Genomic DNA, 26167 nt, shown 5'->3' with positions numbered 1-26167 from the left:
ATTTCATTCCAACCCGCCCGGGTCCACGCGACCGGACGAGCCTGCCGGGCCGTCCGGCGGCTTCGTGCACCCGTCGCACTCCCACCCCGATCCGGAGGAGACAATGCAATACGCCGATACCGTCTATCTGAACGGCCTGCTTTACACGGGCGACGCGCAGCGCCGCTTCGCCCAGGCGCTCGCCGCGAAGGACGGCAAGATCGTCGCCGTCGGTCGCGACGACGACATCCGCCCGCTGGCCGGCCCCGCGACCCGAACGGTCGACCTGGCCGGCAGGCTGATGCTGCCGGGCCTCATCGACGGCCACGTGCATCCGCTCGAAGGCCATCAGATCCTCGGCGACTTCGACCTGTCCGGCATCAACGATCCGGACGCGATCCTGCAGCGCATCCGCGCGTGCGCCGACGCGACGCCGAACGAGTCGTGGGTGTATCTCGGCGGCGCCAACCTCGCCGCATTCGGCGCGTATCCGACGCGCGAACTGCTCGACCGCATCGTGCCCGACCGGCCGCTGCTGGTGGTCGGCTTCGACGTGCACAGCGGCTGTCTGAACACGAAGGGGCTCGAGGCGGCCGGCATCACGGCAGACATGCCGGACCCGGCGGGCGGCGTCTACGAGCGCGATGCGTCGGGTGCACCGAACGGCGTCGTGCACGAAGCGGCGTTCTACCGCGTGTGCCCGATCATTCCGCAACTGAGCCCGGCCGGCTATCCGAAGTCGCTCGCGAAAGCGCACGCGATGGCGCACGGCTACGGCATCACGGGCTGGTTCGACGCGCGCGTCGAGGAAGCCGAGCTGAAGGCGTATGCGCAAGCGCAGCGCGCCGGCAAGCTGAAGGCATACATGAGCGCGGGCCTCTATGCGAACCCGCGCCGCGATCCGCGCGAGCAGATCGAACGCTTCGTCGCGTGGCGTCGCGAGTACGAGCGCGACAACCTGCGCCTGCATACCGTGAAGATCTTCGTCGACGGCGTGCCCGAATCGAAAACCGCCGCACTGCTCGAGCCGTATGCCGGCACCGACGACTGCGGCCTCGCGCTGTGGAGCCAGGACGCGCTCGACGAGATCTGTCTGCTCGCCGATACGGCCGGCTTCGACCTGCACTTCCATACGCTCGCCGATCGCGCAGTGCGAATGACGCTCGATGCACTCGAACACGTGCAGCGCCGCAACGGCATGCGCGACCGGCGCGCGCAGCTCGCGCACCTGCAGATCGTCGACCCGGCCGACATGGGCCGCTTCAACCGGCTCGGCGCGATCGCGAGCGTGCAGACGCTGTGGACCGCCGCACGCGCCGAACAGCAGCAGCTCTATCGCGACCTGCTCGGTGAAGAACGCACCGCGCGCAACTATCCGTTCCGCAGCATGCGCAATGCAGGCGTGATGCTCGCGGCCGGTTCGGACTGGTCGGTCAGCACGATGGATCCGATGCAGATCATCCAGACCGGCGTCACGCACCGCTTGATCGACCAGCCGGACAGCCCGCCGTGGAACCCGCACGAGTGCCTCGACCTGCTGACGATGCTCGAAGCCTACACGGTGAACACCGCGTACGCGCTGCGTTTCGACGACTGTACGGGCTCGCTCGAAGCGGGCAAGGACGCCAGCTTCGCGATCCTCGACCGCAATCCGTTCCAGCACCCGGTCGAGACCTTCGCGCAGACGCGCGTGCTCGAAACCTGCTTCCGCGGCGAGGTCGTGCACGCCGCGCCGGGCTGGGCCGATTGAGCGGCTGACCGAGCGGCCGGCCGCGTAAGCGCACCAGCCGCCGGCGCCGCCGTTCGTCAGGCGACGTGCAGCGCGAGCACCTGCTCGGTCGTCAGCACGTCGCCGAACACGTCCGTCAACGCGGCCAGCGTCGCGCGGTGGAGGGCATCGTGCGGCACCGTGCCGCCGGCCGCGACGTCGAGCTCGCGCGTCGCGCAGGCGTCGTCGACGACGATCACCGCGTAGCCGAGCGGCACCGCATCGCGTGCCGCGCCGGCGACGCATGCATGCGTCATCAGGCCGGTGACGATCAGCGTGTCGATGCCGGCCGCCTTCAGGCGCGCGTCGATGTCGGTGGTCGGAAACACGCTGACCGAGGTCTTTTGCACGACCGTGTGATGCGGCGCCGGCTGCAGGTCGGCATGGAACCGGAACGCGTCGCTGCCGTCGGCGAACAGCGGGCCGTCGGCCGGGCCGACATGCTGCACGTGAAATACCGGAATGCCCGCGCGGTCCGCGAACGCGATCACGCGCTGCGCATTGCCGAGTGCGCGTGCGCCGTCCGGAATCGGCAGCCGGCCGCTGAAATATTCGTTCTGGAAATCGATCACCAGCAGCGCGGTGCGCGCCGCATCGATCGACGTCGGCGCCGTTGCGCCGGCCAGGGTACGGATGGTCGGATGTTGCATGGGTCGTTCTCTCGGTTGGCACATCGTACGGAGCGGCGAGCCGGCGCGGGCCGGCGCCGCCGGGCGCGGCCCGCGAGCCGTTCACGCCGGGAACGGCTCGCGTCGACCGCGAGGCGCCAGTGTCGGTCCGCGCGGCGCGGCGCGACAGCGGCGCGCGGGACAAGCTCCGACAGGATCGGGCCAACCTGTACGGCACGCACCGCGCTACGACAGCGCAGCCGTCCTCGCACTGCCCCGCGTGCGCCCGTACGCGACCATCATCAGGAAGCTGAGCACGAAGCCGGCGCCGCCGATCAGCAGCAGGCCGGTCTCGCCGACCACCGGCAGCAGGTTCGTCAGCGCGCCCGTCACGACCCACGCCACGGCCATCACCGAGCCGGCGACGCCGAGCGCCCAGCCCTGCCGGTCCTCGCTGACGGCGTCCGAGAACGCCGTGTACATCGTCGTATAGGCGACCATGTCGAAGCAGCCGACGACCATCGCGAGCGCCCACAGCACGGGCTCGTGCGGAAACAGCGCGGACAGGATCTGGCCGATGCCGGCGACCAGCAGCCCCGTCTTCGCGATGTCGACGACGCGCCATACGCGCAGCATCAGCCGCACGACGAATAGCAGCCCGAACACGAAGCAGATGCCGATCACGCCGCTGAACAGCCCGAGCCGCGCGCTCGTATAGCCGAACTTCGCCTGCAGCAGCAGCATGATGGTCTGCAGGTAGAGCCCGTAGCCGACCTGCATCAGGAAGAACACCACCGACAGGAACGCGACGTTGCGCTGGCTCGCGGCCTGCCAGATGATCCGCAGCGGCAGCAGCGGATCGATGCGCGTGTCGCCGCGCGGCGCGGCCGTGTCGCGATACGACGCCCAGGTCCAGCCCCCGCAGAGCAGCGACAGCGCGGCGACCAGCACGAACGGCGTGCCGTAGTCGAACAGCGGCGAGATCGTCCGGTCCGACGCGACGCCGCCGAGCACCGGGCCGACGATCACGCCCGCGCTGAACGCGAGCGACATGATGCTCATGTTGTACGCCTTGTTCTCGGGCGTGCTGAGGTCGGTGATGGCCGCCTGCGCGATGCCCTGGCAGCCGGCCATCAGGCCCGTGAGGCCGCGCCCCGCGAGCAGCAGCGCGACGCTCGCGTGCCACGCGCCGGCAGCCATCATCCCGTAGCCGGCCGCAAGGCCGAGCACGCACAGCAGCAGGATCCTGCGCCGGCCGTAGCGGTCCGACAGCTCGCCCATCAGCGACGAGCCGAAAAACATGCAGAGCGGATAGATCCCGTAGCCGAGACCGAGATAGAAGTTGCGCGCGTGCGCGCCGGCGTCGGCCGGCAGGATGCCCGCATGCGGATCGCTGAAGATCGCGGACATCATCGGGTAGACGAGCCCGAAGCCCATCGCGTCGATCGCGATGGCGAGCAGGCAGGGGCCGAGCAGTGTGTAGTCGAGCCGGGACATGGCAACCATTCCGAATGGAGTCAGGACGATCGCCAGCGTAACGAGCGGGCGGCGGCCCCGGTAGGCCGCGCCCGCGATGCTAACCATCGGACGAACCGATAGTCTCCCTGCGGCCCGCCCCGATGCCCGGTCCGCGCGGCCGACCGCCCGGCGCGGAGCGGGTCGCGTTATTCGGCACTGGTCAGCGGCTCGCCGCGAAACTGCCGGCGCGCGAGCACGCACGGTGCGCCGTCGCGCATGAACACGCTCGCGGCCAGCCCGAACGACGCCGCGAACAGCACGTACCACGCGGGCGCCACGGGCGAGCCGCTCGCACGCGTCAGCCACGTGACGATGAACGGCGCGAAGCCGCCGAAGATCATCACCGCGATGTTGTATGCGAGCGCGATGCCGGTCGACCGCGTGCGCGTCGCGAACTGCTCGGCGAGCGCGGTCGGCGCAGGGCCGTAGGTCACGCCGATGATCGTGCAGATCACCAGCTGCATCACGAGCAGGCGGCCGACGCTCGGCGCGGCGGCCAGCCAGGAGAACAGCGGATAAGTGACCGTCAGCAGCGCCAGCATGCCGGCGAGCAGCACGGGCCGGCGGCCGATGCGGTCGGACACCATCGCCGCCACCGGGATCGTCAGCGTCAGCAGTGCGACCGCCGCCATCTGCGCCTCGAACACCTGGTCGAGCGGCAGCCCGAAGGTCCGGTTCGCGAAGGTCGGCATGTTGACGAGCATCACGTAGAACACGGCCGTGCCCGTGATCGTCTGCCCCATCGACACCAGCACGCCGCGCAGGTTGTCGCGCAGCACGCGCGCGACGGTGGCCGGCGGCTCGGCCGGCGACTTGCTGGCTTCGACGAACGCGTCGGTCTCCTCCATATGGCGGCGGATCCACAGCCCGACCGGCCCGATCAGCAGCCCGAGCGCGAACGGCACGCGCCAGCCCCAGCTGTCGAGCGCGCCGGCCGACAGCGACTGCGTGGCCCACGCGCCGATCGCCGCGCCCGAGAACACCGCGAGACACTGGCCGATCAGCTGCCACGATCCGTACAGGCCGCGCCGGTGCGCGGGCGCGCTTTCGACGAGGAACGACGTCGCGCTCGCGTATTCGCCGCCGGTCGCAAAGCCCTGCAGCAGCCGGGCGATCACGATCAGGATCGGCGCGGCGGGGCCGATCGCCGCATAGGGCGGCGCGAACGTGATCAGCGCGATCGACAGCGTCATCAGCAGGATGATCAGCTGCATCGCGGCCTTGCGGCCCTTGCGGTCCGCATAGAGCCCGAGCAGGATGCCGCCGACCGGACGCATGAAGAAGCCGACGCCGAACGTCGCCAGCGACATCAGCAGCGATGCGTACTGGCTGTCGGCCGGAAAGAACAGTCTCGCGATGATGCCGGAGAAGAACCCGTAAACGATGAAGTCGTACCACTCGAGGGTATTGCCGATGACAGCGGCAACCACTTGCCGATGCCGCGTGTTCCGACCTGAATCAGCGCGCATGCGTGTCTCCTGCAGTCTCATGGGGCCGTGCCGCCCGATGCGTCGCGCCATGCCTGCGGCACGACGCACGCGGCCCGCCCGTTGGTGTGCGCCGGCCCGCGCAGCGCAGCGGACGCCGTCACCCGGCCGCCCGCCTGCCGGCACGCGTCCGACGTGAACCGATGATAGGCATGCAGAAAATGCGCATCAATTAAGCCGGACGGCGAAGCATTAGCCGCAGACTAAATGTCCGGACCGGCTCTGAGCGAAGTCGTCACGTCCGCGTTCGCGCGAACGGCCGTCTCGCGCGCCGTTCGTCCGGCTTTTCGCGCATTGTGACGGTCGCGGTTCTCGGGCAGAATTTTCGGTCGTCCTGCTTTCCCCGCCCGACCATGCGCAACCGCATCAACGAAGAGATCACCTTCCGCAAGCTCGAGGTGCTCCTCGCGTTCATGGAAGCCGGCAGTCTCGCGAAAGCGGCCGAAGCGCTCGGCGTCAGCACGGTCAGCGTGCACCGCGCGCTGCATACGCTGGAAGAAGGCATGCATTGCGCGCTGTTCCGCCACGAAGGCCGCAACCTGATCCCGACCGAAGCCGCGCAGGTGCTGGCCGAAGTCGCCGGCGAAGTGATCAAGACGATGACCGACGGGATTCGCGCGACGCGCGAGGCGGCCGGCTACGGCGCGGGCCAGCTGAAGATCGGCTCGCTCTATTCGCTGACGATCCGCACCGTCCCCGAGGTCGTGATCGCGCTGAAGGAGCGTCGCCCGGAGCTGCAGGCCGAGCTCGTGCTCGGTTCGAACGCGGACCTGCTCGACAAGCTCAGGCAGGGCGCGATCGATGCGACGCTGATGGCGCTGCCGGAACCCGACGCGGAAATCGAGTCGATCGCGCTGTTCGAGGACGAGATGTTCTTCGCCGCGCCGATCGATTCGCCGTATGCGCGCTGCGATGCGATCGATCTCGGCGCCTGCCGCGACGAGCCGTTCGTGTCGCTCGGCGACGGCTTCGCGACGCATCAAGGCTTCACCGAAGCGTTTCGCGCCGCCGGGATTACGCCGAACGTCGCGATGCGGGTCGGCGACATCTTCTCGCTGATCAATCTCGTGTCGGGCGGCGTCGGCTATTCGCTGCTGCCCGGTCGCGTACGCGACCTGTTCGCGCACAAGATCGCGCTCGTGCCGCTCGCCGGCCACACGATCCGCCAGACGATCGGCCTGAGCTTCCTGCACCGTCGCGAACGCGACCCGAACCTGCTCGCGCTCGCGACCGTCTGCCGGCTGACGGTCAAGGCCTCGAATCCGGGCTGACGCTCGGCGGTCATCGCTTACGACGGCGCGCCGCCGTTTCCCGCTCCCCCGCCGTTCGCACAACGGCGCGTTGACCCTGCGCCGCGCCGCGTGGCCACACGACGCCCGCGTCCTAGTCCGTTCGGACGGCACGCAGCGCGCCCTTTGTTGCCATCATGGCCGTCACCGCTTCCCGCGCCGCATCGCACGGCGCAGCGCGTGCGTGCGCCCCGCCATGGAGACAGGATGAACGACCCGCTTCCCGGCCCCATCGACCAGCTGGGCTATGTCGTCGCCGACCTCGGGCGCAGCATCGCGGCTGCGCGCGCGTGGAACGGCGCCGATCCGGTTCGCATCATCGACGTGTCCGCGGCCTCCGCATAAGCGGCCGCGCAGGCGTCCCCTCTCACTCACAGGAGCAAAGCATGACGAAACGACTCGAAGGCAAGGTGGCGCTGATCACGGGCGGCGCCCGCGGCCAGGGCGAAGCGGAGGCGCGCCGGTTCGTCGCCGAAGGCGCACGCGTGGTGATCGCCGACGTGCTGGACGACGCAGGCCGGCGTGTCGCGACCGAACTCGGCGACGCGGCGCGCTACCAGCATCTGGACGTCACGCGCGAGGACGACTGGCAGACCGCCGTGCACGCGACGCTCGCGCATTTCGGCCGGCTGGACATCCTCGTCAACAACGCGGCGATCCTGAAGCTGATCCCGATCGAAGCGTGTTCGCTCGACGATTACCGCAAGGTCATCGAAGTCAACCAGATCGGCTGCTGGCTCGGCATGAAGTCGGCGCTGTCCGCACTGAAGGACGCGGGCGGCGGCGCGATCGTCAACGTGTCGTCGACGGCCGGGATGGAAGGCGTCGCGGGTGGCAGCGCATACGTGTCGAGCAAGTTCGCGGTGCGCGGGATGACCAAGGCCGCCGCGCTCGAATTCGGCCGTTACGGCATTCGCGTGAACTCCGTGCATCCGGGCGGCATCGACACGGTAATGGCGCGGCCGCCCGAATTTGCGGACTTCGATCCGTCGTCGGTCTACGGCAACCTGCCGATCGCGCGCATCGGCAAGCCCGACGAGGTGGCGAACCTCGTGCTGTTTCTCGCGTCCGACGAGTCCGCGTATTGCACCGGCGCGGAATTCATCGTCGACGGCGGCCTGCTCGCCGGCACCGCGTTCCACTGACACGCGCCGGCCACGACGACGACGCCGGCGGGTCGTCCCGCGCGGCGGCGGCGTCTGCGAGCGTCGTCGCGTCGCGAAACGCGGCGCTCAGTATCCCTTCGGCTGGATCGACGGCGCGCCGCCGCTGCGTGCGGACGCCCCGCCGCGCACGAAGCGGCGTCCGTGCGGGCCGTACACGCCGTCCGGTTCCGGATACAGCGTCAGCAGCACGAAATACAGCATCCCGCCGACCACCAGCGACACCGGCACGCTGAGATCGAGCCCGCCGGCGAGGTTGCCGAGCGGCCCGACGAACTGGCCCGGCAGGTTCACGAACGACAGCCCGACGAACGCGGCCGGCAGCCACGCGCCCATCGCGCGCAGGTTCCAGCCGTGCGTGAACCAGTAGTGGCCGCCGCGCAGCCCGCGATTGAACACCTGCAGGTCGTCGGCGAGATAGTAGCCGCGGCGCGTCACGTAGCCGATCACCATGATCGCCATCCACGGGCAGCTGAACGTGTCGATCAGCGTCGAGAACGTCGCGACGCTTTCGACGAGGTTGAACCAGAAGCGGCCGACGAAGATGAACGCGATCGCGATCGTGCCGATCAGCAGCGTCGCGCGCACACGATTCAGGAAGCGCGGGAACATGCTCGACACGTCGAGGCCGGTGCCGTACAGCGCGGTCGTGCCGGTCGACATCCCGCCGATGATCGCGATCAGGCACATCGGCAGCAGGAACCAGCGCGGCGAGATCGCGAGCAGCCCGCCGACGTAGTCGTTCGACGCGATGAACGCCGGCGCCTTCGACGCGATGATGGTCGCGGTCGCAAGACCGAAGAAGAACGGCACGAAGGTGGCGGCCTGCGCGGCGAACACCGCGCCGATCACGCGATGCTTCGGCGTGTGCTGCGGGATGTAGCGCGCCCAGTCGCCGAGCGTCGACGCGAACGACACCGGGTTGCTCAGCGCGACCAGCACCGCGCCGACGAACGCGGCCCAGAAGCCCGCGCTGCCCTGCTGCAGCGTGCCCGCATAGCCCGCGTCGAACATCCCCGCGAACGCGAACAGCCCGGCGACGAACAGCACGCTCGCGGCCCACACTGCGATCTTGTTGACCCACAGCATGAAGCGAAAGCCGTAGATGCAGACGATCAGCACCAGCACCGCGAACACCAGGTACGCCGCGCCGAGCGTGAAGCCGTTGACGGGCACGCCGACCATGTTGTGCGCGCCGCCGACGAGCGCGTCGCCCGAGCTCCACACGGCGAGCGAAAAGAACGCGATCGACGTGAGCAGCGCAAGGAACGAGCCGACGATCCGGCCGTGGATCCCGAAGTGCGCGCCGGACGATACGGGGTCGCTCGTGCCGTTGCGCGGACCGAACAGGCTCATCGGCGCGAGGATGCAGGTGCCGGCGAGCACGCCGAGCACGATCGCGCAGACGCCCGCCTTGAACGACAGCCCGACCAGCACGGGGAAGCTGCCGAGCACCGATGTGGAAAACGTGTTGCAGCCGCCGAACAGCAAGCGGAACAGATCGATCGGCCGCGCATAGCGCGACGCGTCGGGAATGCGCTCGAAACCGAACGACTCGACTTGCGTAATCCTGCCTTCAGCCATTTGTCTCCAACTCCTCTAGTGCGTCGGCACGGCGGGAGGCGGCGGCCGTACGACGCATCGTCATCAATTCGCGGCCACTCTAAACCAGTTCGAGGGGCGCAAATATCGCGCATTTGAGACGTTTACGACGATGGAGAGCGATGTTTTCCGGCGGGAATGCGACAGGTTCCGACGCGACACCCTCCGCGCGAACGATGCGACGTCGGCGCGCCGCGGCGGCAGGCGGCGCGCGGCAGGCGATCAGGCCCCGTTGTACGGCCCGCCGCGCTTCGATCTCGGCGATCCGGCGCCGACGGTGTGACGCATACGCGGCCGGCCTCCGGCCGCGCCGCGCCGCCCGCGCTACCGCGCCGATTCCGCGAGCGGCCCCGACGCGCCCGGCCCGTCACCCGACGGCCATCCGCCCGCGAGCGCCTTGTACAGCGCGACCGTCGCCGTCGCGCTGCGCATCCGCGCATCGGCTGCCGCGTCCTGTGCCTGCAGCAGCGTGCGTTGCGCGTCGAGCACCTCGTAGTAGTCGATCGCCCCGGCCGAGAAGCGCACCTGCGCAAGCTGCGCGGCGCGCGCGCTGTCGCTCGCGGCCTGCACGAGATGCGCGGTCTCGTCGCGGGTGCGCGCGACGCGCAGCAGTGCGTTCTCCGTTTCCTCGAGCGCGCCGAGCACGGTCTGCCGGTACTGCGCGAGCTGGCCGGCCGCCTCCGCGTCGCTCGCCGCGATCCGGGCGCGCACGCGGCCGACATCGAGGAACGACCAGTCGATGCCGAGCGCGATCAGGTTCGTATCGCTGCCCGCCCGGAAGAACCCGTAGCTGTTCGTCGCGCTGCCGAGCAGCCCCGACAGCGTGAAGCGCGGAAACAAGTCGGCCGTCGCGACGCCGACGCGCGCAGTCGCCGCATGCAGCCGCGCCTCGGCCGCCGCGACATCCGGACGCCGGCGCAGCAGCTCGCCGGGCGTGCCCGGATCGACGTCGGCGGCCAGCGCCGGCAGCGGCGCCGGCGCATCGAAGCGGCCGATCAGCGCATCGGGCGCCTGCCCGGTCAGCACCGCGAGCCGATGCTCGTCGACGCCGATCGCGGCCTCGTAGACGGCGATCCGCGAGGTCGTCGCTTCGTACTGCGCGCGGGCGCGCGCCGCATCGAGCTCGGAGCCGCGCCCCGCGCCGACGCGCGCATTGATCAGCGCGAGCGTCTGCTGCTGGTTCGCGGCGTTGTCGCGCGCGATCCGCAGCCGTTCCTGCGAGCCGCGCAGGTCGACATAGGTCCGCGCGACCTCGGCCGCGATCGCGACGCGCACCGCGCGCACGTCCGCGGCGCTCGCGGCCGTTTCCGCGCGCTGCGATTCGATCGAGCGCCGCACGCGGCCGAACAGGTCGAGCTCCCACGCCGCGTTGATCCCGACGCTGGAGACCGGCGTATCGCGCACGCTGCGCGGCGCGCCGAACGCCTGGTCCCTGCTCGACAGCTGATGGCCGATCTGGCCGCTCGCCGTGATGGTCGGATAGCGGTCGAACGCGGCCTGCGACAGCAGCGCGTTCGATGCGTCGTAGCGCGACACGGCGGCCTGCAGATCCTGGTTCGCCGCGAGCGCCGCGTCGATCAGCCGCGTCAACGCCGGATCGCCGAAGCCGCGCCAGAACGCGGCATCGGCCTCGGCCGACGCGTCCGGCGGCGCTGCGTCGTACTGCATCGACGGATGCGCGTCGCGCGCGAAACGCGCGGCCGTGACCGTGTCGGGCCGCTTGAAGTCGGGACCGACCGCGCAGGCGGCCAGCATCGCCGACATCGCGAGCGCGGAAAGACGGAAAGCGGCGCTCATCGGTTTTCTCCTTCCAGCGTGCCGTGCTGTTCGCTCCATACGGCCGGCGTGCCGCCCGCGAGCTTGCGGATCGCTACATAGAACACGGGCGTCAGGAACAGCCCGAACAGCGTGACGCCGAGCATCCCGGCGAACACGGTGACGCCGGTCGCCGCACGCACTTCGCTACCCGCGCCGCTGCCGATCAGCAGCGGCACCGAGCCTGCGATGAACGCGACCGACGTCATCACGATCGGACGCAACCGCAGCCGGCACGCATCGAGCGCGGCCTCGATCACGCCCTTGCCCTGGATCTCGAGCTCGCGCGCGAACTCGACGATCAGGATCGCGTTCTTGCACGCGAGCCCCATCAGCACGACGAGACCGACCTGCACGAACACGTTGTTGTCGCCGCCGGACAGCCACACGCCGAACAGCGCCGCGCACATGCAGACGGGCACGATCAGGATCACCGCGAGCGGCAGCGTCCAGCTCTCGTACAGCGACGCGAGCACGAGGAACACGAGCATCACCGCCAGCGGGAACACGACGATCGCCGCGTTGCTCTGCGTGACCTGCTGATAGCTGAGGTCGGTCCATTCGAGCGTGATGCCCGGCGGCAGCACGTCCTTCGCGATCTGCTGCAGCTTCGCGATCGCCTGCGACGACGACATCAGCTTCGGATCGGCGTCGCCGATCAGGTCCGCAGCCGGATAGCCGTTGTAGCGGACCACCGGATCGGGGCCGTATGCAGGCCCCACCGTCACCATCGAGCCGATCGGCACCATCTCGCCCTTCGCGTTGCGCGTGCGCAGGTTCGCGATGTCGGCGGCCGTCTGGCGATGGCCGGCGTCGGCCTGCGCCATCACGCGATACACGCGGCCGAACAGGTTGAAGTCGTTCACGTACATCGAGCCGAGATAGACCTGCAGCGTATTGAACAGATCGGTCAGCGCGACACCCTGCGCCTTGGCCTTCAGCCGGTCGACCTTCACCTCGAGCTGCGGGATGTTGGCCTGGTACGAGCTGACCGGATAGCTCATCCCCGGCGTCTTGGCGACCGCGGCCTGGAAAGCGACGAGCGCGTTCTGCAAGGCGCCGTAGCCGAGCCCGCCGCGATCCTCGAGATACAGCGAGTAACCGGAGCCGTTGCCGAGGCCCTGGATCGGCGGCGGCATCAGCGCATAGGTGATGCCGCCGCCGATCGCCGCGAAGCGCCGGTTCAGGTCCGCGTTGATCTGCGCGGCGCTGCGATGACGCTGGTCGAACGGCTTCAGGATCACGTACGAATTCGTGATGTTCGGCGTGTTCACGCCCTGCAGCGCATTGAGCCCGGCAAACGCCGGCACCATCTCGACGCCGTCGGTGCCGAGCGCGATCTTCGTCATCTGCTCGGTCACCGCGCTGGTGCGCGCGAGCGACGCGCCTTCCGGGAGCTTCGCGCCCGCGAACAGGTACAGCTTGTCCTGCACCGGAATGAAGCCGCCCGGCACCGCGTCGAACAGCAGTGCGGTCGCCGCGAGCAACGCCGCATAGACGGCGAACACCGCGCCGCGCCGCTTCAGCGTGCGTGCGACGACGCCGTGATAGCGATCGGAGCCGCGTTCGAAGAAGCGGTTGAACGGATGAAACAGCCAGCCGAACGCGCGATCCAGCGCGCGCGTCAGCGCATCCTTCGGCGCGCCGTGCGGACGCAGCAGCTTCGCGGCAAGTGCGGGCGACAGCGTCAGCGAATTGATCGCCGAGATCACCGTCGAGATCGCGATCGTCACCGCGAACTGCTTGTAGAACTGCCCCGTCACGCCCGACATGAAAGCCATCGGCACGAACACCGCGCACAGCACCAGCGCGATCGCGACGATCGGCCCCGACACCTCGCGCATCGCCTGGTGCGCGGCATCGCGCGGGCTCAGCCCCTGCGCGATATTGCGCTCGACGTTCTCGACCACGACGATCGCATCGTCGACGACGATGCCGATCGCGAGCACGAGCCCGAACAGCGTCAGCGTGTTGATCGAATAGCCGAGCAGATAGAGCCACGCGAAGGTGCCGACCACCGACACCGGCACCGCGACGAGCGGAATGATCGACGCGCGCCACGTCTGCAGGAACAGGATCACCACCAGCACCACCAGCACGACCGCCTCGATCAGCGTGTGCTGCACCGCGCGGATCGATTCGCGCACGAACACGGTCGGGTCCCACACCGGCCGGTATGCGACGCCGGGCGGGAAGCGCTTCGACAGTTCGTCGAGCTTCGCGTACACGGCCTTCGCGACATCGAGCGCGTTCGCGCCCGGCGACAGGAAGATGCCGACCACCGCCGAATGCCGGTCGTTGAAATACGAGCGCAGCGTGTAGTCGCCGGCGCCGAGCTCGATGCGCGCGACGTCGGACAGCTTCACGACCTGCCCGTCGTCGCCGTTGCGCAGCACGATGTCGCCGAACTCCTGCACGGTGCGCAGCCGGCCGCGCACGTTGATCGACACGAGGAAGTCGTTCGCCTTCGGCGACGGCTCCGCGCCAAGCTGGCCGGCCGACACCTGCACGTTCTGCTCGCGCACGGCCGCGATCACGTCGCTTGCGGTCAGCCCGCGCGACGCGAGGCGGTTCGGATCGAGCCAGAGCCGCATCGCATAGTCGCCGGAGCCGTACACGCCGACGTCGCCGATACCCGTGAGCCGCGACAGCTCGTCCTTCACGTGCAGCGTCAGATAGTTGCGCAGATACAGCGAATCGCGGCTGTTGTCCGGCGAATAGAGGCTCACGTACATCAGCGGTGTCGGCGACTGCTTCTGCGTGGTCACGCCGTATTGCCGCACCTCGTCGGGCAGACGCGACAGCGCCTGGCTCACGCGGTTCTGCACGCGCACGGCGGCCGTGTCGGGATCGACGCCCGGCAGGAACGTGACGACGACCTGCAGGCTGCCGTCGGAGCCTGCGACCGACTTCATGTACATGATCCCTTCGACGCCGTTGATCGCTTCCTCGAGCGGCTCGGCCACCGATTCGGCGATCTCCTTCGGGTTCGCGCCCGGATAGGTCGCCCGCACGACGACGCTCGGCGGCACGACTTCCGGATACTCGCCGGCCGGCAGCATCGGGATCGCGATCAGGCCGATCGCGAAGATCACGATCGACAGCACGACCGCGAAGATCGGTCGATCGATGAAGAATCGGGAGAAATCCATCGCATGCCTCCCGTTATTGCGCGGCCGGCGCGCCGGCGTCCGCCACGGCCTGTGCGGCCCCCGCGCCCGCGTCGGCACGCGCCGGTTGCGGCTTCGGCTTCACCGGCGCGCCCGGATAGTAGATCCGCTGCATGCCGTCGACGACCACGCGGTCGCCGGCGTTCAACCCCTTCTCGACGATCCGCTGCCCGTCCAGCTCGCGGCCGATCGTCACGTCGCGACGCAGCGCCTTGTCGCCGGGGCCGATCACGTACACGTACTTGCGGTCCTGATCGGTCAGCACGGCCTTGTCGTCGACCAGCAGTGCATCCTGGTCGCGGCCGCTGACGAGCTGCACGCGCGCATAGAGCCCCGGCGTGAACGTGTGGTCCGCATTCGGCAGCCGCACGCGCGCGCGGATCGTGCCGGTCTGCGGGTCGAGCCGGTTGTCGAGGAAGTCGACCGTGCCCGCGTGCGGGAAGCCGGTTTCGTTCGCGAGGCCGACGCGCACCGGGTCCGCGCCGATCGCACGATGCGCCGGATCCGCGCGCCGCGCGTTGTAGCGCAGATAGCTCTGCTCGTCGCAGTCGAAATACACGTAGACGGGATCCTGCGACACGACGGTCGTCAGCAGCGTATCGTCCGCGCGCGCGAGGTTGCCGACCGTCGCGATTGCGCGGCCGACGCGCCCGGCGATCGGCGCGCGCACCTCGGTGAAGCCGAGATTGAGCTTCGCATCGGCGACGGCCGCGTCGGCGGCCTGCAGGTCCGCGCGCGCCTGTTCGGCGGTCGCGCGCGCGTTGTCGAGTTCTTCCTGCGACGTCGCATGCGCGTCGATCAGCGTCTGCACGCGCTTGAGCTGGACCTGCGCGAGGCTCGCGGCCGCGCGCGCCCGTTGCTGCTGCGCGGTCGCGCGGTCGAGTGCGATCCGGTAAGGACGCGGATCGATCTCGAACAGCACCGCGCCCTGCGCGACGAGATCGCCCTCCTTGTAGGCGACGCGCTGCAGATAGCCGCTCACGCGCGGCCGCAGCTCGACTGCGTCGACCGCTTCGACGCGGCCGTTGAATTCGTCCGCAAGACGGATCGTGCGCGGCGCGACAGTCGCGACGCCGACCTCCGGGAGCGGTTGGGCGGGCGCGCCGCCTTTGCCGTCGTGACAGCCCGACAGCGCCAGCAGCAGCGCGCAGGCCGCGCCCAAAGGCGAGGTCCTGCGTAGGGATAAGGAGAGCATGATGCCTCGCGACGAGTTAAACTGCCGCGCAGGATAAAAGTTGAAGTTAACTTCAAGTCAAGCTTTCCCGGAGGGCATCATGGGTATCCAGGAAGTCCCGCAATGGCCGCTGATGTCGATTCGTGAAGTCGCCGCGCGCAGCGGCGTGCCGGCATCGACGCTGCGCTTCTACGAGGCGCGCGGACTCATCAAGTCGCATCGGAACGGGTCGAGCCATCGCCACTATTCGCGCGCGGTGCTGCGTCTGATCGCGTTCATCGTGTTCGCGCAGCGGATCGGCTATTCGCTCGACGAGATCGCCGAGCAGCTCGTCAGCCTGCCGGAAGACTCGGCGCCGACCAACAAGGACTGGCAGCGGCTGTCGCGCGGCTGGAAGCAGCGCGTCGCAAGCCGGATCGAGGAACTGCAGCGGCTCTACATCAACCTCGACGAATGCATCGGCTGCGGCTGCCTGTCGCTGAAACGCTGCAAGCTGACCAACCCCGAGGACCGCGCGGGCCGCAACGGGCCCGGCGCGCGGCGCTGGCTTGGCGATCCGCCGCCCACCGATCTGGAATGACGTGTGCTCTCGATGGCGGCTGGCGTGTTACCCGACCCGCCAGCCGCCGTTCACCGCGATCGTCGCGCCCGTGACGAACGCGGCGCGCGGGCTCGCGAGCCAGGCGACCGCATCCGCGATATCGGCAGGATGCCCGGCCCGGCCGACCGGCGTCTGCTCGCGGATGGTCGCCGCGATGTCCGACGCGACGCCGCCATCGCCGAAAAAGCGCGTATCCGCGATATAGCCTGGCGCGACCGTATTGACCGTGACGCCGCGCGGCCCCAGTTCGCGCGCGAGCGCGACGGTGAACCCCTCGACGCCGGCCTTCGCCGCCGCATATGCGAGGCCGCCCGGCAGCAGGCTGCCCGCGCGCGCGGCAATCGAGCCGACGTTGACGATGCGCGCATCGTGCGTGGCCAGATGCGGCAGCACGGCCAGCGTCGTGACGAACGCGCTCTTCAGGTTCGCGTCGATCACCGCATCCCATGCGGCCTCGGCGTCGTCGGCCGACGTATCGGCGCCGACACGGCGCGTCAGCCCCGCGTTGTTGACCAGCACGTCGATGCGCGCCCAGCGCGCGACGATCGCGGCGACGGCCGCCTCCGCTTCGCGCCGCACGCTCAGGTCCGCCGCATGCCCGCGCGCCGCGTCGCCGAGCTGCGCGACCGACGCTGCCAGCCGCTGCGCATCGCGCGCCACGATCGCGACGCGATAACCGTCGTCGATCAAGCGCCGCGCGATCGCGAAACCGATCCCGCTCGACCCGCCTGTCACCAGCGCCGTGCGCTGCGATTCGTTGCCTGTCATGACCTGCCCTCCCGAATGTCGACAATGAATGACACCGGAAGTCTGGTCGACGCCGTGCGATAGATAAAATACGAATTCGATGATCAACTGATACATGGAAGGTATCGCATGATCGATCTGCGCCGGTTCCGGCAATTCATCGCCGTCGCCGAGACGCTGAGCTTCCGGCGCGCCGCCGAGCGCCTGCACATGGCGCAGCCGCCGCTCAGCGCGGCGATCCGCAAGCTCGAGGACGAGCTGGGCGTCATGCTCTTCGCCCGGGACAACCGCGGCACGACGCTCACGCCGGCCGGCGACGCGTTCCTGCTCGAAGCGCGGCGTGCGCTGGAGCAGGCCGAGCGCGCGATGATCGCGGCCCGCCGCGCGGGCGCGGGTCTCGGCGGCACGCTGCGGCTGCGGTTCGTCGACAGCACGGTCAACGCCCTGCTGCCGCTGGTCCTGCGCGCGTTCCAGGAGCGACATCCGCACGTCGATTTCCAGCTCGAGGAAGGCACGACCGCCGAGCAGGTGCTGGCGCTGCGACAGGACCGCACCGATGTCGGCCTCGTCGTGCTGCCGGTGGCGGATGCCCGCGACGTGCGCATCGAGCCGCTGCTGCGCGACCGCATGGTTGCCGCGCTGCCCGACCGGCACCGGCTGGCGCGCCGCCGGCGCATCGCGCTCGCGGAACTGGCGGACGAACCGTGGGTGCTGTTTGCCGCGCATCACGGCCCCGGCATGCACGCGCGGATCGTCACCGCGTGCGCGCAGGCCGGCTTCACGCCGCGCGTCGTGCAGCAGCCGCGTCAGATGCAGACGACGGCCGGGCTCGTCGCGGGCGGCATCGGCGTCGCGCTGATGCCGCGCCTGTTCGTGCCGATGCAGCCGCGGGGCATTACGTTCTGCGAATTGAAGGGTGCCGGGTGCCCGCTCGCGTACGAACTGGCGCTCGCCTATCGCACGCCGTCACCGCTCGTCGATGCACTGCGCGACACCGCGCGGCTCGCGGTGCGCGAACTGGGGCTCAACGCGGCGACGTGAGCGCGCGCGTGGCGCGCGTGACGCTCAATCGCCGAGCTGGTTGAGCGCGACGTCGAGCACGGTCCGTTTGAAATCGGCCTGTCGCGTCGGCAGCGACGTGTACTCCAGCATCATGTGGCTGTACGACACGGTCATGCCGATCGCGCTTGCAATCATGAAGAACAGCACGTTCGGATCGGTCCGGCGGATCGCGCCGGCCTGCATCGCCTCGTCGAGCAACGGCACCATCGCGTCGTGATACGGGCGCACCAGCCGCTCCTGCAGCCGGTCGAGCCGCGCGCCCTCCTCGGTCGCCGCCGTGGAAAAGAACATGCCCATGTCGGGCTCGTCGAACTCGTGATCGACGCACAGCTCGATCGCACGCCGCACGCGCTCGCGATGCGGCAGCGACGACGTGCGCAACCCGCGCAACGCATCGAACATCGGTTCCGCCAGTTCGACGATCTGCTCGACGACGGCCAGCCAGAGCGTTTCCTTCGAGCCGAAATGATGGGCGATCAGCGCCGCGTCGACGCCCAGTTCGCGCGCGACTTCGCGCACGCTCGTCGCATCGTAGCCGCGCTTCGCGAAGGTGCGGCGCGCGCTGCGCAAGATCACGTCGGGTCCGACGGTCTCGCCCGCCGACGGCCGCCCGCGCGTACGCCGCTTCGCTGGCGCACGCTCAGTAACTTCAACCACGTGTTGCTGCTCCTGTCGAGTGGTTCGATCGCGAGTGTTCTGCCCCCGTTTCATGCGATCGAAGGAAACGGGCGCCCGCTCGACTCCGTTGACACCCGGAGCCGGAAAGCGCTACGATCATACCTTATTCATCACGTGATGATTTATACATGACAACCCCTACTCGCATCGTCATCGTCGGCGGCGGGATCGCAGGATTGCAGCTCGCGACCCGCCTGGGCGAACGGCTCGGCAAGTCCGGCCGCGCGCAGGTCACCGTCGTCGACCGCAGCCCGACCCACGTGTGGAAGCCGATGCTGCACACGATCGCGGCCGGCACGCGCGACGTGCAGCAACAGCAGGTGATCTTCGTCGCGCATGCGTGCGAGCACGGTTACACGTACCAGCCGGGCGAGCTTCAAGGGCTCGATCGCGCACGCCGGCGCGTGCGGCTCGGCGAGATCCGCTCGCAGGACGGCGCGCTGGTGCTCGAAGCGCGTGAACTCGAGTACGACGTGCTGATCCTCGCGCTCGGCAGCCAGGCCAACGATTTCGGCGTGCCGGGCGTGCGCGAGCACTGTTACTTCATCGACAGCCAGCCGCAGGCCGAGGCCTTCAACGAGGCGCTGCGGATGCGCGTGTTTCGCAGCGTCGCGCGCGACGAGGCGCTGCGCGTCGCGATCGTCGGCGCGGGCGCGACCGGCGTCGAGCTCGCGGCGGAATTGAGCCGGCTGCTGGAAGTCGCGCAGGCGTACGGCGATGCAACGGTGCGCGAGCGGCTGCAGCTCACGCTGCTCGAAAGCGGGCCGCGCATCCTCGCCGCGTTTCCGCCGAAGATTTCCGCGTCGGCGCAGCAACAGCTCGAACGGATCGGCTTTCGGGTGCTGACGTCGACGCGCGTGACGTCGGCCGCCCCGAACGGCTTCCACTACGGCGACGATTCGTTCGCCGAAGCGGACCTGATGGTGTGGGCGGCCGGCGTGAAAGCGCCCGAGTTCATGCAGGCGCTCGGCGGCCTCGACACGAATCGCGCGAACCAGATCGTCGTCGGCCCCACGCTGCAGACAACGGCGGACGAGCACATCTTCGCGATCGGCGATTGCGCGAGCCTGCTGCCCGACGGCCAGGAGCGGCCGCTGCCGCCGACCGCGCAGGTCGCGACGCAGCAGGCCGAACACCTGGCAAAGCACCTGCCGGCGTGGCTCGACGGCAAGCCGATGCCCGCGTTCGCGTTCCACGACTTCGGTGCGCTCGTATCGCTGAGCGACTACGACGCGTTCGGCACGCTCGGGCAGTTCGGGTTCTTTCGCGGCGGCTTCATTCGCGGCCGGTTTGCGCAGCTCAGTCATCTGATGCTGTACCGGCGGCATCAGCAGGCGCTGCACGGGTTCCGCAAGGCCACGATGCTGTGGATCGCCGAACGCATCAACGGCTGCGTGCAGCCGCGCATCCGCCTGTCCTGATGCCGCGCGCCGCGACATCGCGTAGTGTTTCGAGGGAAAACAGACATGGACGACAGTGCAGCATCCTGGATCAGAACCGTCGCCGAGATCGGCAGCTTCGACATGCCACCCGCGTCCTGGCAGGCGCCGCGGCGACGCACCATCACGCGCGACCGGCTGCCGCCTTGGGATCCGGCGAGCCGGCCGACGATCAGCGTGCTCGAGCGACCAACGCCGGACACCGCGATGATTTCGTGGCGAGATGCGTGTACCGGGCATTACGGGTATCAGAAGTGGCGGTTGTTTACGACGCGGCGGCGTGGGGTCTGCGCGCTGTCGGGGCAGCCGATCGAGATTGGCGATAGCGTCTATGCACCGCAACTGCTCGGGTCGACGCCGGGGAATGCGGCTGCGATGGTGCTGGCGACGTGCCTCGACGCGGCGCGCGCCGCGGAAGCGGCGTGAAGGCGTGAAGCCTTGAAGGTCTGATTGCCTGATTGCCCGTGCTCGGCGGCCGTGACGCGATCCGCGCGATGGACCAGTTCCTCCCAGCACGCGTCGGCTTGGCAACCAACGGCGCTGCTTTGGCTTCGGCTTCCCGCATCATCTCGCATTCGCGGTCACCGCGCCCGCGATCGAGTGGCCCATAACGTTCATATCCTGCCGACTCGTGTCGACGAGTGTATCGACGACGACAATCAATAGCATGCGATACGGGATCGACCGCGGATAACCGCCAGCGCGACATTTCCCGCGTTATTCCGCGACGATGACTTCGACGCGCCGATTCCTCGCCCTTCCCGACTCGGTACCGTTGTCCGCCAACGCGTCGGCATCCCCACGCCCTTCCACGCGGAGGCCATGTGCCGGTATGCCGGCCGCGACAAGAATCCGGGCGACATTTTCGGCACGTGCTTCGGAAAGTGCCTGGTTGGAAACCTGACGCGCGGACCCGGCGGGCGCGCTGTCCGCGTATCCGACTACCCGGACGACCGTACCTTCAGCGATCGACGCAATTTCCCGTCCGGCCGACGCCACGACGGAAGCCCCCCACGGGGCCACAGTCACCGCGCCCGGTACGAACATGCCGACAAAGCGAAGCGTCAAGGCATGGCGTCCGGGATCCCGGATCAGTTCGACATTCCCTGCTGCGACCTCGTCACGCAGCCGCTGTTCCAGATCCCGAGCCAGCGAGTCGAACGGCGACATGCGTTGCGCCTGTCTCGATACGAGCCAATAGTCCACCGAGGCATATCCCGCCGCGCCTAGCAGCAACGCCCCGGTTATGCCGACAACAACCCCGATGCGCGACGAACGACGCATCGCCAACGGACGCACCCACGGGTCGACCGTCCGTCGCGTTTGTCGGATCGGCTCCCTTGCGAAATTCACGCCCACCCCGCCCGTCACGACCACGTCGTGCACGCGCTCGCGAACGCGCTTCAAGCGCTTCTGTCCGTCGCGCTCGAATCGGTAACGCCCGCGAAACCCGAGATCGAGGACGTTCTGGTACAACTCGATCAGATCGAGGTTCTCGCGCGGGCTGCACAATGCCTCGTCGATCAGCCGGAAAACACGGTCGCCGCCCTGACGATCGTGACCCATCGCGGCAGCCAGCCCGTCGACCTCCCATTCGACACCGGTGGTCTCTCCTTTTCCCCAGCGCGTCTGCATCGCAGACTCATCGAGCGCCGAACACAGGCAATAGGTTGCGCTCCGGACATGGTCCGGCCGGAGGTCGAGTTCAGCGCCGAGGCGCGTAAACAGCCGGAGTTCCTGCTCCAGCCACCGTCGCCGCCGGCCTACCGAATCGGCATCGAGAATGTCGGGCGTATCTGCCAACGCACCCAGCAAGACGCGCGCGGCTTCGAGCAGCGGGTTGATCGACTGCTCCGCCCGCTTGAGCCTCGTCGCGACGGACAGCGACGCCAGGCTCCCGCCGTGGCTTTGCAGATCGGCTGTTAACAGACTCATCTTGATCGCCCCTTCCGATTCAACGGGAAACGCTTCCCGCGTTTATCGGCAACATGCCCTGTGGCAAACCGGGCGGCGGACCGCTGTCCGGCAAACTGAACATCGCCATCGAGGTCGGGCACCGGAACGTCTTCAACACGTCGCTCGTCAACGGATTCGCGACACTGCCAGCGCTTGCGATGTCGAGCACCGCTTCGCGACCGTCGAAACCGAACGCGACGCGCGTGCGGCCCGGCGTGGCCGTTCCGATCACCTTGCCTTTCTGAAGCAGCCTCATCAACGCCCAAGGCCCATTGGTTGAAATCGTCGACGTGTCCGGCCGGATGCGCGGGCTGGCCGTGATCTCGGCGTGCGCGCCGCCGCGCGGCCCCGGCCACGCAATCGTGAAGGGCGCAACCGGACCGTGCTGGTAAAGCGTCGTCTGCCCGTCGATGTCGAGCGACAGGCTCATGATCGTCGGCGCGAGCTCCGGGACCCGAATATCGGCCTTCCACGTCATCTGCTTGTGGCCCGGATCGTTGAAGAAGATGTCGCGAATCGCCTTCGCATGCTCGAACGGTTCGAGATCCGGCCCCTGCACGGGCTCCGTCGCGCCCGGCAGCGTTCGATAGCGCCAGGGCTTCGCGGACGTATCGACAAACAGCGCCAGCGTCTTCACGAAGAAATCGTCGATCACGCCGCCCTGTGCGAACACGCGCGTGAAGTCGTCGATACCGACGTCGCGCTTGCTGTCGGGAGCGAACGGATAGTTTCCTTCGATCGTCAACCGACAGGTGTCGCCGACTACCGCCTGCATCTGGCGCGACAACAGTTGACCGATCCCATGGTTGACCTCACGCGACCCGTCGGCCGCGAGCTTGAGCAATATCGCGCGGAACGGCGCAGGCATCGTGTCGGCGGCCATCTTCAGCTTCGCGGCCGTGTCGCTCGCCGGCGGCATGCTGTTGTTCGACAGCGCGTTATCGGCGACGGTCAGCGCCGTGTAATAGTCGTTCAGCAGGTTGGCGACGCCGTCGAGTCCCGTCTTGTCCGCCTGGGTGCCGGCCGAGTGCGCGTCAGGCAGTGCATCGACGTTTCCCGTCACGACCTCGCGCAACGCCGCGAAACGATTGTCGACGAGTTCCCGCTCGACACGCTCCGAGGCCCGAATGCCGAGCGCCTTGTCGGCTTTCTGATTCAGTTGGTCGGCCGCCTTCTGCAGCAGTGAACCGTTCGACGCAACGGGTTGCTGCGTGAGCGTCGTCTCGCGCACTGCGGCGCGGGCAAGGCGCGCGAGCGGCGAATCCGGCGCTGCAAAGCTGCGCAGCACCTTCAGATTGAATGCGAGACTCGTGCCGCTCACGGTGCGGATGTCGTCGAGAAACGCCGTCCACTGTTGCGCGTACTCCATCAGATATTCGCGGCGGACGGCGTCGGTCAACGCATCATCCGCGCCATTGATCATCTCAGCCGTTTTTTTTTGAGCCTCGCCCAGGTATGAGCGCCCCATCACCCATGCGTCGTCGTCGCGCGCGAGTTGCACGAACTCGCGCAGTCGCTTGTCGAACATATTCCGGTAGCCGTCGAACGTGAAGAGACCCGACACGCCGCGCGACAACGGCGCGTCGCTCGCTCGCGTAAATACCGTTCCGGCCTGCGGGCCGACAGCGCGCAGCAACGTGAACTCGTCCGGTGCTTCCGTGAGCATCGCGGCCTTCGCGCGCTGATAAAGACGGTCGGTCGCGTTGCTGCCGTCAAGGAACGCGCGCGTCTGCCGTACCAGCGCGTCGTTGCGGATCAGCGAAGACTGCACGACACGCTCCCCGGAGAACAGCTGTTGCACGTGCTCGATCATCGACGCCCTGCCGCCGAAAGCGGCGGCGCTGTCGGTCTTCGCCCAGTCGTCGAGCACCCATGCCTTCACGTCGCCGGCATTGAACTTCGCCTTGTCGTACAGCATCAGGTACACACGAAGCGCATCGTAGGCGGCTTTTGAATCCCTGCTGGCAATGGCCCCGGACATGACGTCCTCCAGGCGATGCACGATGTGCGGCAGCAGGAGGCTGTCTTCGAGCGCATCGTAGGTGCGGCGGCTTTCGGCGGCAATGTCCGTCGGTACGTAGAGACCGTAGCGCCATGCGCTGTCCGGATCGGACAGGTCGAGCCCCGGAAACGTGGGCAGATTGCGCGCCTCGGTCAGCGTGTCGGGCACGGCTTGCAGTTCGGGCGTCTTGTACAACGCCGTGACGCGGGCGGCAAGCGCCTGCGCCTTGCGGCCCATCGCGTCGAGATAATCGCTGTTGTTGCCGTAGCTCACGCGCAAGCCGATCGCCAGCCAGACGAACAGCAGCAGCGCCAGTGTGTGGCCGATCAGGCGCAACAGCCTGTAGCGATATTCCCAACGCAGGTTGGGAGCCACGAGATGCGCCTCCGGGAACACGACGCGGGTCAGCAGATCGTGCAGGAAGAATCCCTGGTTCCCCTCGGCACGCGACGGTGCGACCGCGGCGGGCTTCTCGGTCGACAGAAGACGTTGAACGACCGTATGGCGTTCCGCCACGATCTCGCTGCCATGTTGCCGGGCACTCGTGAAATACACGCCGCGCAACGTCGAATGGAGCTGCGTATTGTCGTAGCGGGAATCGAGGAATACGCGGTCGATCAGGTCGAGCAGCGGTTCGAGCAGCGCGGAAAACGCCTCAGGCAACGCGGCAAGCTTTCGCCGCTTGTTCAGGTCGTATTCGTCCTGCAGATGCGTATCGATCGAGCCCGTCAACCGTTGCGCGAGTTGCGCGAGTTCGTGGTGACAACGCGCACGCAGCCCTTCCTTCGCAACCGTTTCCTTGCCGTATGGAAGCGTGAAACCCCAGACCTGCGCCCGCCCCTCGGACGTGAGCGTCCCGAAATACTCGGCAAAGCCCGCGAGGCGGTCCATCTTCGTGATCGTCAGGTAAACGGGGAAGCGAACGCCCAGTTCCTCTCTCAGTTCGGCCAGCCTTGCGCGCAATGCGGCAGCCTCGGCGACGCGCGCCTGTTCATCCGCGCTTGCCAGCGTCGCAAGATCGACCGTCAGCAATGCGCCGTTGATCGGCGCACGAGGCCGGTGTCGACGCAATAGGCCGAGAAAGCCGAACCATTCCGCGCGATCGATCTGCTGCGGAAGCTCGCGCCTGTCGGCAGCACGCGGTACGACATCGACGCTCGACTTCGAGCCAGCCGTCACCTCCGATTTCGCAGGCGCGCCCTGTTGCGTGCCATCGGCGGAACGTTCCGGGCTCGCCTGCGCGTTGGCGGCATCCTTGTCGGCCACGTCAGCTGCCGGCTTGTCCTGTTCTGCGACGCGTGTATCGGCGGCCTCGGCCGTCGACATGCCATGACGCGTGTAGTAGCCGGTCGTGTCGATCAGCACTGCGTCATTCGTCAGCCACCAGTCCACGGCGGCGGCATCGGCAGTCGGTTTCGCGGCCGCGCGCTGCATCTGCTCGGCAACGTGAAATGCCAGCCCGCCGTTCATCAGGATGCTCGTCTTGCCGGATCCTTGCGAACCGAGCGTGATGTACCAGGGCAGCTCGTACAAATAGCGCTTGCCCTGGAACAGCTTGCCGAGGCCGCGTGCGCCGGTACGCATCGATTTCAGGCGCGCGAGCGCGCTCGTCACGCCGCCTTCGACTTTCTCAAGACGTGAAGCCGCGAGCGGGTCCGCCTTCTTGCGATCCAGACGCAGCATCTTCTTCATGAACGCGGCGTCTTCGCGCATTTTTTGCCAAATGCGGAACATGCCGACGACGACGAAAACGGCTGCCACCACGGCGATCGCGCCAAGACGTGCCGACGCCGATTCCAGCGGCGCCGTGCGACCCAACGCAAGCAACGGGCCCGCGTACCAGATCAGCAAGCAAAGCAATGCGGCCAACACGATGCTGATCGACCACCCGACAAGCCAGAGCAGCACACCGGCGAGCAGCAACGCGATCAGCAGCGCACGCATGCCGGCATCCGCGAATGGCTTGAGCCCGCCAAATGTGAAGAACGGACCGACGAACCAGATCACCAGTGCAACGACGATCAGTGCGAGGAACGCGAGGAACTGGCGCGAGGCCAGAAACGGCAGGAACGGAAACTTCTTCATGGATTATTCCGGAAACGGATCTGG

Annotated in this window: 19 protein-coding genes; 8 read left to right on the top strand and 11 right to left on the bottom strand. The window is 68.2% G+C overall.

The window, feature by feature from the left end; all coding sequences use genetic code 11:
* The first annotated feature begins 103 nt into the window (after nucleotides 1-103).
* Complete coding sequence (locus WS57_RS04615) at nucleotides 104-1729, top strand: amidohydrolase (RefSeq protein WP_009687877.1); 1626 nt, start codon at nucleotides 104-106, stop codon at nucleotides 1727-1729.
* A 56-nt stretch (nucleotides 1730-1785) separates the two neighbouring features.
* Here WS57_RS04615 and WS57_RS04610 read toward each other — a convergent pair whose 3' ends face one another.
* The 3 genes from WS57_RS04610 to WS57_RS04600 all read right to left on the bottom strand — a co-directional run bounded on the left by WS57_RS04610 (nucleotide 1786) and on the right by WS57_RS04600 (nucleotide 5363).
* Nucleotides 1786-2397, bottom strand: a complete 612-nt coding sequence (locus tag WS57_RS04610) for a cysteine hydrolase family protein (protein ID WP_009687876.1) — start codon at nucleotides 2395-2397, stop codon at nucleotides 1786-1788.
* Nucleotides 2398-2601: 204 nt separating this feature from the next.
* Entirely contained in the window at nucleotides 2602-3852 is a 1251-nt protein-coding gene (locus WS57_RS04605; RefSeq protein WP_059518639.1) for an MFS transporter, read from the bottom strand.
* Between the two features lie 167 nt (nucleotides 3853-4019).
* Nucleotides 4020-5363: an MFS transporter gene (locus tag WS57_RS04600; protein ID WP_409070454.1), complete on the bottom strand. Its 1344-nt coding sequence runs from the start codon at nucleotides 5361-5363 to the stop codon at nucleotides 4020-4022.
* Between the two features lie 350 nt (nucleotides 5364-5713).
* Between WS57_RS04600 and WS57_RS04595 the strand changes: the two genes are divergently transcribed.
* From WS57_RS04595 to WS57_RS04590, 3 genes are all read left to right on the top strand, one after another.
* Nucleotides 5714-6631: a LysR family transcriptional regulator gene (locus tag WS57_RS04595; RefSeq protein ID WP_059600772.1), complete on the top strand. Its 918-nt coding sequence runs from the start codon at nucleotides 5714-5716 to the stop codon at nucleotides 6629-6631.
* Between the two features lie 225 nt (nucleotides 6632-6856).
* On the top strand, nucleotides 6857-6994 hold the full coding sequence (locus WS57_RS37915; RefSeq protein ID WP_230945459.1) for a hypothetical protein: 138 nt from the start codon (nucleotides 6857-6859) through the stop codon (nucleotides 6992-6994).
* Between the two features lie 41 nt (nucleotides 6995-7035).
* Nucleotides 7036-7794: a glucose 1-dehydrogenase gene (locus tag WS57_RS04590; protein WP_009689780.1), complete on the top strand. Its 759-nt coding sequence runs from the start codon at nucleotides 7036-7038 to the stop codon at nucleotides 7792-7794.
* 87 nt (nucleotides 7795-7881) lie between these two features.
* Here WS57_RS04590 and WS57_RS04585 read toward each other — a convergent pair whose 3' ends face one another.
* The 4 genes from WS57_RS04585 to WS57_RS04570 form a co-directional block, all read right to left on the bottom strand.
* A complete protein-coding gene (locus tag WS57_RS04585) occupies nucleotides 7882-9396 on the bottom strand; it encodes a purine-cytosine permease family protein (protein ID WP_059518644.1) in 1515 nt (504 codons plus the stop codon).
* A 342-nt stretch (nucleotides 9397-9738) separates the two neighbouring features.
* Nucleotides 9739-11211 carry an efflux transporter outer membrane subunit gene (locus WS57_RS04580; RefSeq protein ID WP_059600771.1) on the bottom strand — a complete coding sequence of 491 codons (1473 nt, stop codon included), beginning with the start codon at nucleotides 11209-11211 and terminating at the stop codon, nucleotides 9739-9741.
* Entirely contained in the window at nucleotides 11208-14381 is a 3174-nt protein-coding gene (locus WS57_RS04575; protein ID WP_059600799.1) for an efflux RND transporter permease subunit, read from the bottom strand. Before WS57_RS04575 ends, WS57_RS04580 begins: the two co-directional genes overlap by 4 nt.
* Nucleotides 14382-14394: 13 nt before the next feature.
* Nucleotides 14395-15594 (bottom strand): efflux RND transporter periplasmic adaptor subunit, encoded by a 1200-nt coding sequence (locus WS57_RS04570; RefSeq protein WP_059518649.1) that lies wholly within the window; start codon nucleotides 15592-15594, stop codon nucleotides 14395-14397.
* A 79-nt stretch (nucleotides 15595-15673) separates the two neighbouring features.
* Here WS57_RS04570 and soxR point away from each other — a divergent pair, with 79 nt between their 5' ends.
* Complete coding sequence (soxR, locus tag WS57_RS04565) at nucleotides 15674-16153, top strand: redox-sensitive transcriptional activator SoxR (protein WP_009695655.1); 480 nt, start codon at nucleotides 15674-15676, stop codon at nucleotides 16151-16153.
* 27 nt (nucleotides 16154-16180) lie between these two features.
* Here the strand turns inward: soxR and WS57_RS04560 are convergent, their stop codons facing one another.
* A complete protein-coding gene (locus WS57_RS04560) occupies nucleotides 16181-16942 on the bottom strand; it encodes an SDR family NAD(P)-dependent oxidoreductase (RefSeq protein ID WP_059518693.1) in 762 nt (253 codons plus the stop codon).
* A gap of 108 nt (nucleotides 16943-17050) precedes the next feature.
* On the opposite strand from WS57_RS04560, the gene WS57_RS04555 reads away from it, so the two are divergent.
* Nucleotides 17051-17962 carry a LysR family transcriptional regulator gene (locus WS57_RS04555; RefSeq protein WP_069243803.1) on the top strand — a complete coding sequence of 304 codons (912 nt, stop codon included), beginning with the start codon at nucleotides 17051-17053 and terminating at the stop codon, nucleotides 17960-17962.
* A 24-nt stretch (nucleotides 17963-17986) separates the two neighbouring features.
* Here WS57_RS04555 and WS57_RS04550 read toward each other — a convergent pair whose 3' ends face one another.
* Nucleotides 17987-18640 carry a TetR/AcrR family transcriptional regulator gene (locus tag WS57_RS04550; RefSeq protein WP_009690053.1) on the bottom strand — a complete coding sequence of 218 codons (654 nt, stop codon included), beginning with the start codon at nucleotides 18638-18640 and terminating at the stop codon, nucleotides 17987-17989.
* 149 nt (nucleotides 18641-18789) lie between these two features.
* Here WS57_RS04550 and WS57_RS04545 point away from each other — a divergent pair, with 149 nt between their 5' ends.
* Together WS57_RS04545 and WS57_RS04540 are read left to right on the top strand one after the other, a co-directional pair.
* Complete coding sequence (locus WS57_RS04545) at nucleotides 18790-20082, top strand: NAD(P)/FAD-dependent oxidoreductase (protein WP_009690054.1); 1293 nt, start codon at nucleotides 18790-18792, stop codon at nucleotides 20080-20082.
* 45 nt (nucleotides 20083-20127) lie between these two features.
* A complete protein-coding gene (locus WS57_RS04540) occupies nucleotides 20128-20526 on the top strand; it encodes a DUF3331 domain-containing protein (protein WP_009690055.1) in 399 nt (132 codons plus the stop codon).
* Between the two features lie 291 nt (nucleotides 20527-20817).
* Here the strand turns inward: WS57_RS04540 and icmH are convergent, their stop codons facing one another.
* Nucleotides 20818-22035 carry a type IVB secretion system protein IcmH/DotU gene (gene icmH, locus WS57_RS04535; protein ID WP_069243802.1) on the bottom strand — a complete coding sequence of 406 codons (1218 nt, stop codon included), beginning with the start codon at nucleotides 22033-22035 and terminating at the stop codon, nucleotides 20818-20820.
* A 19-nt stretch (nucleotides 22036-22054) separates the two neighbouring features.
* On the bottom strand, nucleotides 22055-26143 hold the full coding sequence (tssM, locus tag WS57_RS04530; protein WP_069243801.1) for a type VI secretion system membrane subunit TssM: 4089 nt from the start codon (nucleotides 26141-26143) through the stop codon (nucleotides 22055-22057).
* Nucleotides 26144-26167 lie beyond the last annotated feature (24 nt).

Origin of the sequence: Burkholderia pseudomultivorans (assembly GCF_001718415.1) — a bacterium.
Classification (GTDB): Bacteria; Pseudomonadota; Gammaproteobacteria; order Burkholderiales; family Burkholderiaceae; genus Burkholderia; species Burkholderia pseudomultivorans_A.
Note: the sequence above shows the minus strand (reverse complement) of the source record. Positions and strands in the feature narration are given on the sequence as shown.